5 protein-coding genes are annotated in these 8,760 nt (G+C 56.5%); all 5 read right to left on the bottom strand.

Annotation, left to right across the window (positions count from 1 at the left end):
- Positions 1-428: 428 nt before the first annotated feature.
- Positions 429-2,159 carry an ABC transporter family substrate-binding protein gene (locus tag HXO69_RS08140; RefSeq protein ID WP_296546431.1) on the bottom strand — a complete coding sequence of 577 codons (1,731 nt, stop codon included), beginning with the start codon at positions 2,157-2,159 and terminating at the stop codon, positions 429-431.
- A gap of 368 nt (positions 2,160-2,527) precedes the next feature.
- On the bottom strand, positions 2,528-4,228 hold the full coding sequence (locus HXO69_RS08135; protein WP_296546429.1) for an ABC transporter family substrate-binding protein: 1,701 nt from the start codon (positions 4,226-4,228) through the stop codon (positions 2,528-2,530).
- A gap of 430 nt (positions 4,229-4,658) precedes the next feature.
- The gene (locus tag HXO69_RS08130) at positions 4,659-6,752 is read right to left on the bottom strand and encodes an ABC transporter ATP-binding protein (RefSeq protein WP_049361847.1); all 2,094 of its coding nucleotides are present in this window, start codon (positions 6,750-6,752) and stop codon (positions 4,659-4,661) included.
- The gene (locus HXO69_RS08125) at positions 6,752-7,753 is read right to left on the bottom strand and encodes an ABC transporter permease (RefSeq protein WP_005507216.1); all 1,002 of its coding nucleotides are present in this window, start codon (positions 7,751-7,753) and stop codon (positions 6,752-6,754) included. Before HXO69_RS08125 ends, HXO69_RS08130 begins: the two co-directional genes overlap by 1 nt.
- Entirely contained in the window at positions 7,750-8,745 is a 996-nt protein-coding gene (locus HXO69_RS08120; protein WP_005507218.1) for an ABC transporter permease, read from the bottom strand. Before HXO69_RS08120 ends, HXO69_RS08125 begins: the two co-directional genes overlap by 4 nt.
- Positions 8,746-8,760 lie beyond the last annotated feature (15 nt).

Raw genomic sequence — 8,760 nt, 5'->3', positions numbered from 1 at the left:
GGGGAGGGACTGGGGGCTCATGATGGGCTCCTTGTGGGTGTGGACTGCGCTGATGCAGTGTTTGCAGTGTAGAGTGGGTGGCTCGCGTGCTCGGGAGGCGGGGTTTCCGCCTGTAGGAGCGCCTGCTATCTGCGGTGATGGGCGGGCAGGTCAAGCCATGCAAAATAATGTGACCTAAAGCTATGTTCTAAGCCACATTTAATATTTTTAGTAGTGTACACCACATATCTCACCGCAGGTGCGCAACACGATAAATATTTCTAAATTATTACGCCCGAGCATATATCCACACCGCCAGAGCACGCTGCCAGAGCCTCCTACATCTCTGCATACCCGCCCCTCCCCCGCCTCCCAAAATAGCCAGCGGGCACAACAAAGCGGGCCGAATGCGCGCATACGCATTCGACCCGCTCATAGGGCAGGAACCCCTAGGAGTTCATCCAGCCCACAGCAGTCCAGTCCATCGACTTGTACAGGTGCGGACCGTAGTTAGCCAGATTCTTCTTGACCATCACAAAGTCAGGACCGTTCGTAATGGTACCCAGGAAGGCGAACTCAGCCATGTGCTTCTTCTCAATCTCGTTGCAGGCGAGGTTACGTTCCTTGTCATCCTCAATGAGAGTCATAGCATCAATGAGGGCGTCAATTTCCTTGCTGCCAATACCTTCGTTGTTCTCGGAGTAGTAGAACTGCTTGGTACTCTCGGTCGCGTCAGCAGAGACCGAGTAGCCACTGAAGGAAATATCGTAGTCCCAGTTGCCCAGAATGGTGGCGAACTCGCTATCGGCGTGTTGATCGATCCGGATCTCAATGCCGACATCCTTCATCTGCTGGGTGAAGGTCTGAGCCTTACCCTTGTTGGTCGGATCATCACCGAAAACCACCACGGCGCAGCCGGCCTTCGTGCCGTCCTTCTCGTAGTAGTCGCCATTCTTGGTGTAGCCGGCGGCCTCCAGAATTTTCTGCGCCTCCGAAACACTATTATTCGGGGTCGGGTAAGAATCCTGGTAGTAGGGCGAGAAGGGCATGTGAATCATCGAACCGGGAATAGCTTCCTCGTAGGGCAGACCCTGGAACTGAATCTTTGCGAGTGCTTCACGGTTGGTGCCGACGAAGATTGCCTTACGCAGGGCAGCGTCCTTGACGCGGCGGGGATTGATATCCAGGCCGCCGGCGTAGAGGCGGGTGCCCTTACGCAGTTCGGTACCCGCAATGTTCTTCACCTCGGCATAGGTGGAGGAGGTGCTTGCACCGATAGCGTCAATTTCGTCATTCTTGAACGCGGCACGCGCAGCACTGGACTCCATCTGGGTAAAGACAATCTTGTCCAGCAGGGGCTTGGTGCCCCACCACTTGTCATTGGGTACAACACTGAAGGTCTTCGCGGTGGAGTCCCAGCCCTTATCCGCCAGGGTGAAGGGGCCAGCCCAGTACTCGGGGTGGGGCGCATCCACGAAGCCGTTGTTGAAGAGCTCGACGTCTTCCAGTGCGGGGTGCAGAATCTCAGAGAAGAGGCTCTGCAGCGGGTAGAAGGGCTTGGAGAAGGTGACGGTTGCGCTGTAGTCGTCTTCGCCCTTTTCTACGGATTCGACGAATTCGTAGATGCCGCTGGTGACAATGTTGTAGCCGTTATCCAGGCTCTTGAAGATGTTCCAGGTGGACTGGAGCGCCTTGTAGGTGATGGGGGTGCCATCGTTGAAGACAGCCTTGGGGTTGAGCTTGACGGCAACCTGAATCTTGTCGTCCTTCTTGCTGTGCTCGAAGGAGACAGCGAAGTCGGTATTTAGCTTGTAAGTGCCATCAAAGTCGAGGTTCCACAGGCCCGCCTGGCTGATGGTGCTCATAACGTTGACGTTATCGCTGGTGTTACCGCTCTGGGTGTAGAAGTTAAAGTTCGGGCCGATGGATCCGGCGGGCAGGCGCAGGGTGCCGCCCTTCTTCAGGCTGTTCACGTCCTGAGCGTTGATATTGTAGAGGTCTTCGATATTGGCACCGGCGCCGGCGGCCTTGGTCTTTTCAGAGCTTGCGCTGCCGTTGCCGCAGGCGCTGAGCAGACCCACAGCTCCCAGAGCCGCGGTGCCGCCGATGAGGGCGCGGCGGCTGAAGCTGTTCTTGGTCGCTTCGTGGCTGCTCGCGGTGTATGCGGTCTTGGCGGTCATGGGAGTGGTTTCCTTCTGTCTTGTGCGGGCGGGCGTATCCCGTATCCCCGAAGTAATGATTATTTATACAGAGTACTGCATAACTTTGTATAACTCCACTGTAGCGCGCCTCAGGATCGAAAACCAAGTATTTTTACAATATTTCTTAATATTTATCGTGTCTTTTGGATATTCATACTATGCATACGCTGTTTTTGCGCGAATTTTTCGGATTTTAACGGATAGCTATGCCACCGCTCCCCCGCATCGGTACATAAAAGCACCCAAAGCACCCCCTCGAGAAATGCAAAAAGTGTCCACCCGGATAATCCGGGTGGACACTTTCAATAGCTCTAGGCTATTCACCTAGGAGGTGAAGGGAAGAGGACTTACTTAGCCCAACCGACCTTCTCCCAGTGAATGCCGGTGCCCTGGAAGAGGGACACGCCGTAGTTGCGCAGACCCTTCTTCACGAACTTGTACTCGGGGCCGTTGATGAGCGGAATCAGCACTGCGAACTCAGCCAGGTGCTTCTTCTCGATCTCGTTGCAAGCCAGGTTGCGTTCCTTGTTGTCAGCAATGAGCTTCATCTTTGCAATCATCTCATTGATCTCATCGGAACCGGCTTCCTCGGGCTTACGGCGCATGTAGAACTGCTCGGTAGCCTCGGTAGCATCCGGGGAGCTCGGAGCGAAACCCGAAGAGGTTGCGTCGTAATCCTTGGAGGCCATGGTCTTGTTAAACTCGCTAACAGCACGGGAGTCAAGCTCAGCATTAATGCCTGCAGACTTCAGCTGCTGAACCAGGGTCTGACCGACAGCCTTGGAGGTGGGGTCCTCACCGAAGATGGAGAACTTGAAGGCAGCCTGCTTGCCGTCCTTCTCGTAGAACTCGCCGTTCTTGGTGTAACCTGCCTCTTCCAGAATCTTGGCAGCTGCAGCAGCATCGTTGTTCGGAGTCGGGTAAACGTCCTGGTAGTACTCGTTGAAGGGCATGTGAATCATCGAGCCGGGAAGCTTCTCTTTGTAATCCAGGCCCTGGAAACGAATCTTGGCGAGAGCCTCACGGTTCAGACCAGCAACCACAGCACGACGCAGAGCAACATCCTGCATGCGGGCGGGGTTCATGGTCACGCCACCGGAGAACAGGCGAGCGCCTCGGCGAATCTCGGTGTTAGCAACTTCCTTGAGCTCATTGTATGCAGAAACAGTAGTAGCACCAATCGCATCAAGCTCATCGTTCTTGAATGCTGCGCGCTCAGCAGCGGAATCCATCTGACGGAAGACGATACGCTCCAGAACGGGCTTCTCGCCCCACCACTTCTCATTGCGGGTCAGGGTCAGGGTCTTCTCGGTGGAGTTCCAGCCACCTTCAGCAATGGTGAAGGGGCCAACCCAGTACTCGGGGTGCGGCTTGTCAACGAAACCAGTGTTGAAGAGTTCCTTGTCCAGCAGAGCCGGGTGCATAATGCCAGCGAAGAGGGTATCCAGCGGGTAGTAAGGTGCGGAGAAAGTTACCTTCACCTTGAAGTCATCACCGTCGCGCTCCACGGAAGCAATGCTGCTGTAGATGCCGCTGGTACCAATCTTGTAGCCGCCATCGGTGCTCTTGAGGACCTCCCAGGTAGCCTGCAGAGCCTTGTAGTCGATGGGGGTACCGTCGTTGAACTTAGCCTGGGGGTTCAGCTCAATGGAGACAACGGGCAGACCGTTTTCTTCGGAAACATCGAAGCTCTTCGCGAAATCGGGAGCCAGAGTGCGCTTACCCATGGGGTCACCCTGCCACAGACCTGCGTAAGCTACGGGGCTCATAGCAGTCTGGGTGTACAGGGAGTTGCCGTCCGCGCTGAAAAGGTTGAAGTCCGGACCAATACCGGGAATAGCCAGGCGCAGAGTGCCGCCATCCTTCAGCTCAGATACAGCTGCCTCACCAAGGTCATAAAGCTCCTTGGCATCGGTGCCCACGGTTGCACCCTGGGTGGTTGCCTTGGAGTCCTTGGACGAGCCGCACGCAGCCAGTACGCCCACGGTACCCAGTGCTGCAGCGCCACCGAGAACGGTACGACGGTTCAGGATGAAATTCTTCTCCATGAGAGTGTCCTCTTATACGTTTGACCCTCAATAATCCCGCAGGAAAGCGTCAAGGATTCCCTGCTCATGCGCCGCCCAAAGGGTGCGGTGAGCGATGAATTAGTGCCGGTCTATGAATGTGTTCCTTCGGGTACGCCCCTAGCGGCGTGCCCATGGCTTAATTATGGCTTACTGCCCGCGTGAAAGCCCGCCCATAAATATTCATATCTTGAATGGTGAGAAAGGTTATACCTAGTCAGGGCGGTTTTGCCTGTTTCCTGGGGCGTTTCAGTGCCTAGCGCCACATTCTGCGGCTCCCAGCGTCTCACTAGGTGACAATCTCGAACAACGTACAAGCCCGCCGATACCGGGCATAAAAAACCCGAGGGGCGAATATTCAACGAATATTCGCCCCTCGGCACACATGCGACTTATTCAGCCGACTCTAGAGCTACACCGTAGCGGCCTCAGCCTCCGGGAAGTAGCAAGCATAACCGTGATCCTCACCCTCAACGTGGGTCAGTTCCGGCATCTCCTCCAGGCAACGACGCTTCTTGTCCTCAGGCAGGAGCTTGAAGACCGGGCAGCGGCTCGAGAAGCCACAGCCCTTAGGCGCGTTCACCGGAGTGGGCAGGTCGCCCTCAAGCATAATGCGGTGGCGCTTTGCCTCAACCTCGGGATCCGGAACCGGAATCGCCGAGAGCAGTGCACGGGTGTACGGGTGAATCGGGTTGTCGAACACCTGGTCGACGTCACCAATCTCAACGATACGACCCAGGTACATCACTGCAACGCGGTCGGATGCGTGGCGAATCACCGCGAGGTCGTGAGCAACCATCAGGTAGCTCAGGCCCAGGTTTGCACGCAACTCCTCCAGCAGGTTGATCACACCAGCCTGGACGGACACGTCCAGTGCGGACACCGGCTCATCCAGAACCACGAGCTTAGGGTTAACGGCAAGCGCACGAGCAATACCGATACGCTGACGCTGACCGCCAGAGAACTGGTTCGGGAAGCGGTTCACGTGGTCGGGTTGCAGACCCACAATGTGCATCAGCTCGATGACGCGCTTCTTGATGTCTGCCTTGTTCATGCCCTGGTTTTCCAGGGGCTCAGCCAGCACCTCGTAAACGGTGAAGCGCGGATCCAGAGCACCGGTGGGGTCCTGGAACACCATCTGCTGGTTCTTACGCAGCTCAAGAATCTCACCTGCGGACTTGCCGTCCTTGGTGGAGGTTCCGTTAATCAGAATCTCACCGTCGGTGTTCTTGTTGAACTCCATGATTTCCAGCAGGGTGGTGGTCTTACCACAACCGGACTCACCCACGATGGAGAAGCACTCGCCTTCGCGAATGTCGAAGGACAGGCCGTTCACAGCCTTCACAGTGCCCACGCGGCGCTTAATCAGCGCACCCTTCATGAGCGGGAAGTGCTTCTTGACGTTGCGGACCTCCAGAACGGGGGCACGCTCCTCACGCGGAATACCGTCGTACTTCGATACCGGGGGTTCCGGAACCGGGTACAGCTCGTCAGCGGTCTTACCGACCAGCTCCTGAGAGATGGTGCAGGAGGAGTAGTGACCCTCGCCGACGCCTTCCAGCAGCTGCAAATCGGGCTCGCCGTTGGAGTCCTGGCAGCACTGGCCACCGCTCTTAGCAATGGGGCAACGCGGGCGGAAGGAGCACGCGGTCACCGGGTTAATCAGGTTCGGAGGGGTACCCTCAATCGGAACCAGGGAGACCTTCTCGGAACGGTCCACACGCGGGACCGCACCCAGCAGACCGATGGTGTACGGGTGGGAGGGATGCTTGTACAGGTCCTCTGCCTTAGCAATCTCCACCGGCTTACCGGCGTACATCACCAGAATGTCGTCAGCCATACCAGCCACAACACCGAGGTCGTGGGTAATCATGATGGTCGCTGCGCCGGTCTCTTCCTGAGCCTTCTGCATAACCTCCAACACCTGCGCCTGAATGGTCACATCCAGTGCGGTGGTGGGCTCATCGGCGATGAGCACGCGGGGGTCATTCGCAATCGCCATAGCGATCATGATGCGCTGACGCATACCACCGGAGAACTCGTGCGGGAAGGAACGCAGGCGGTCAGCCGGCGAAGGAATACCCACCATACGCATCAGTTCGATGGAACGGTCCTTGATAGCCTGCTTGCTCATGCCCTTGTTGTGGACCTTGAGCACCTCAGCAATCTGGTCACCAATGGTGTACACGGGGGTCAGCGAGGACAGCGGATCCTGGAAAATCATAGAGATTTCCTTGCCGCGGTATGCGCACATTTCCTTATCGCTCAGACCCAGCAGCTCGGTGCCGTTGTACTTAACCGAACCGGTGATGTCAGCGGTGGTCGGGTGCAGGCCCATGATCGCCATGGAAGCAACGGACTTACCGGAACCGGACTCACCCACAATACCCAGGGTCTTACCGGGGTACAGGTCAAAGTTCACACCGCGAACAGCGTGCACGACGCCATTCTCAGTGTTGAAGCGGACGTTGAGGTCCTTAACGCTCAGAACGGGAGAGGTACTCATTAGTTCTTCGCCTCCTTTGCAGCGGCAGCAGGTGCCTCTGCCTTCTCGTTCTTCTTGGACTTCTTGATCTTACCGACCGACATCGAAGTCGGGTCGAATGCGTCACGCAGACCGTCGTTCATGAGGGCCAGCGGACCAACCAGCAGGAAGAAGAACAGAACCGGGAACCAGAACATGTGCGGCAGGGTGTTAATCTGCTGCGAAGCATCCGAAATCAGCGAGCCCAGCGAGTAGTTGGGGTACTTAATACCGATGCCGATGAAGGAGTAAGCGACCTCAGAGAGCACAGCGCCCATGATGCCGCTGGTGAAGTTCAGAACCAGCAGGGAGCCAATGTTCGGAACCAGGTGGCGCATCACAATCTTGAAGGGGTGCACACCCATGTAGCGTGCAGCCTTCACGAAGTCGCGGTTGATGAGGGACTGCGCCATTGCACGAATAACACGGGCGCTACCCATCCAGCCGAAGGCAATCAGCACTGCAGAGAGCAGAACCCAGGTGGGGACGCTCTTCTGAATCTGCTTACCAACCTGACCGTTAATCAGAATTGCCAGAATCAGCAGCGAGGGAACCATGATCAGGGTCTCGAGGATGAACAGCATAATCTTGTCAATCCAGCCACCGAAGTACGCCATCACACAACCGTAAACTGCGGAGATGAACACAGTGGCCAAACCGACGACCACACCAATCTGGAGAGAGGTCCAGACGGCCTCAGACATCATGGCGAACACGTCATTACCCGCGATGGTGGTACCGAACCAGTGCTCGGCCGAGGGGCCTTCACCCAGCGCCATGTAGTCAATGTCGTTGGGCTTGTACTTGGTCAGGTACTTACCGAACAGACCGAACAGACCCATGCCGATGAACACGCACAGACCGAAGACTGCAGCCTTGTTACGCAGGAAGCGGCGCAGAATAATAACGCTCTTGTTGATGACCTTGAAGTCACCGTTCTCCTGTACCACCGGTACGGAGGAAGTTGCAGTTACCTGACTCATGAGATCCTCACTCGGGGGTCGACGATGGTGGTAGCGATATCAGCGATGATCGCACCGACAGCGAACAGTGCAGAACCGTACGCGAGGGTCACGGTCGCAGCGTTCACGTCCTGCGCGGAAATGGAGTCAATCGACCACTTACCGATACCGGGCCATGCAAAGACGGTCTCGGCGAAGAATGCACCCGCAAAAATCATCGGAATCTGGTACGCGATGGACTGTGCCACGGGGATGAAGGAGACGCGCAGTGCGTGGCGAGTAATCGCCTGGTTACGGGTCAAGCCCTTAGCACGAGCGGTACGCACGAAGTCAGCGTTCACGTTATCGAGCAGGTACTGACGCTGTGCAATCTGGTAACCAGCCCAACCGAAGATGGTCATACAGAAGGTCGGCACGACGTAGTGCGCCGCCATATCCATGGTGATTTCCCAGAATCCGGTCAGACCCGGAGTCGAAATACCGGTCACATAGAAAATCTTCTCTCCACCATTAGCAACGGCGATGTTGTTGATAGTGGTCGCGCCCTGCTGCACCACGAAGTAAGCAACGGGAGCGGGGATGATGTAGACCAGGTAGGAGTAACCGGTGATAACACGGTCAGAGAACTTGTACTGGCGAGCTGCCGAGTACACACCCAGGGCAATACCAATCACAATCGAGAGAATGGTAGCCACCAGCAGCAGGCGGGTAGAAACCCACACGCGCTGGCCAAATTCCTGGTTAATGTACGCGCCGTTGGGGCTACGGCCCCAATCGAACTTGGTGACCACATTGGTCAGCCACTGAACGTAGCGGTCCCAGGGGTTCATTTCGGGATCGAGACCCAGGGATGCGAAGTTACGGTTCACCTGCTCGGGGCTAGGCTTCGGAACCTTTTCCTGCTCCAAGAGGGCAGGCTTCAGGGCAGTAACCGCTGCAAAGTAACCCATCGTGGTCGTAATAAAGACCATGACGAGGTACGTCAGCGATCGCTGGAGGATGTACCTAAACATGGGACGGTTCCCCTC

The sequence above is a fragment of the Rothia sp. (in: high G+C Gram-positive bacteria) genome, from assembly GCF_015265375.1.
GTDB lineage: Bacteria > Actinomycetota > Actinomycetes > Actinomycetales > Micrococcaceae > Rothia.
The sequence above is the reverse complement of the archived record's forward strand: the minus strand, read 5'-3'. Positions and strand labels throughout refer to the sequence as shown.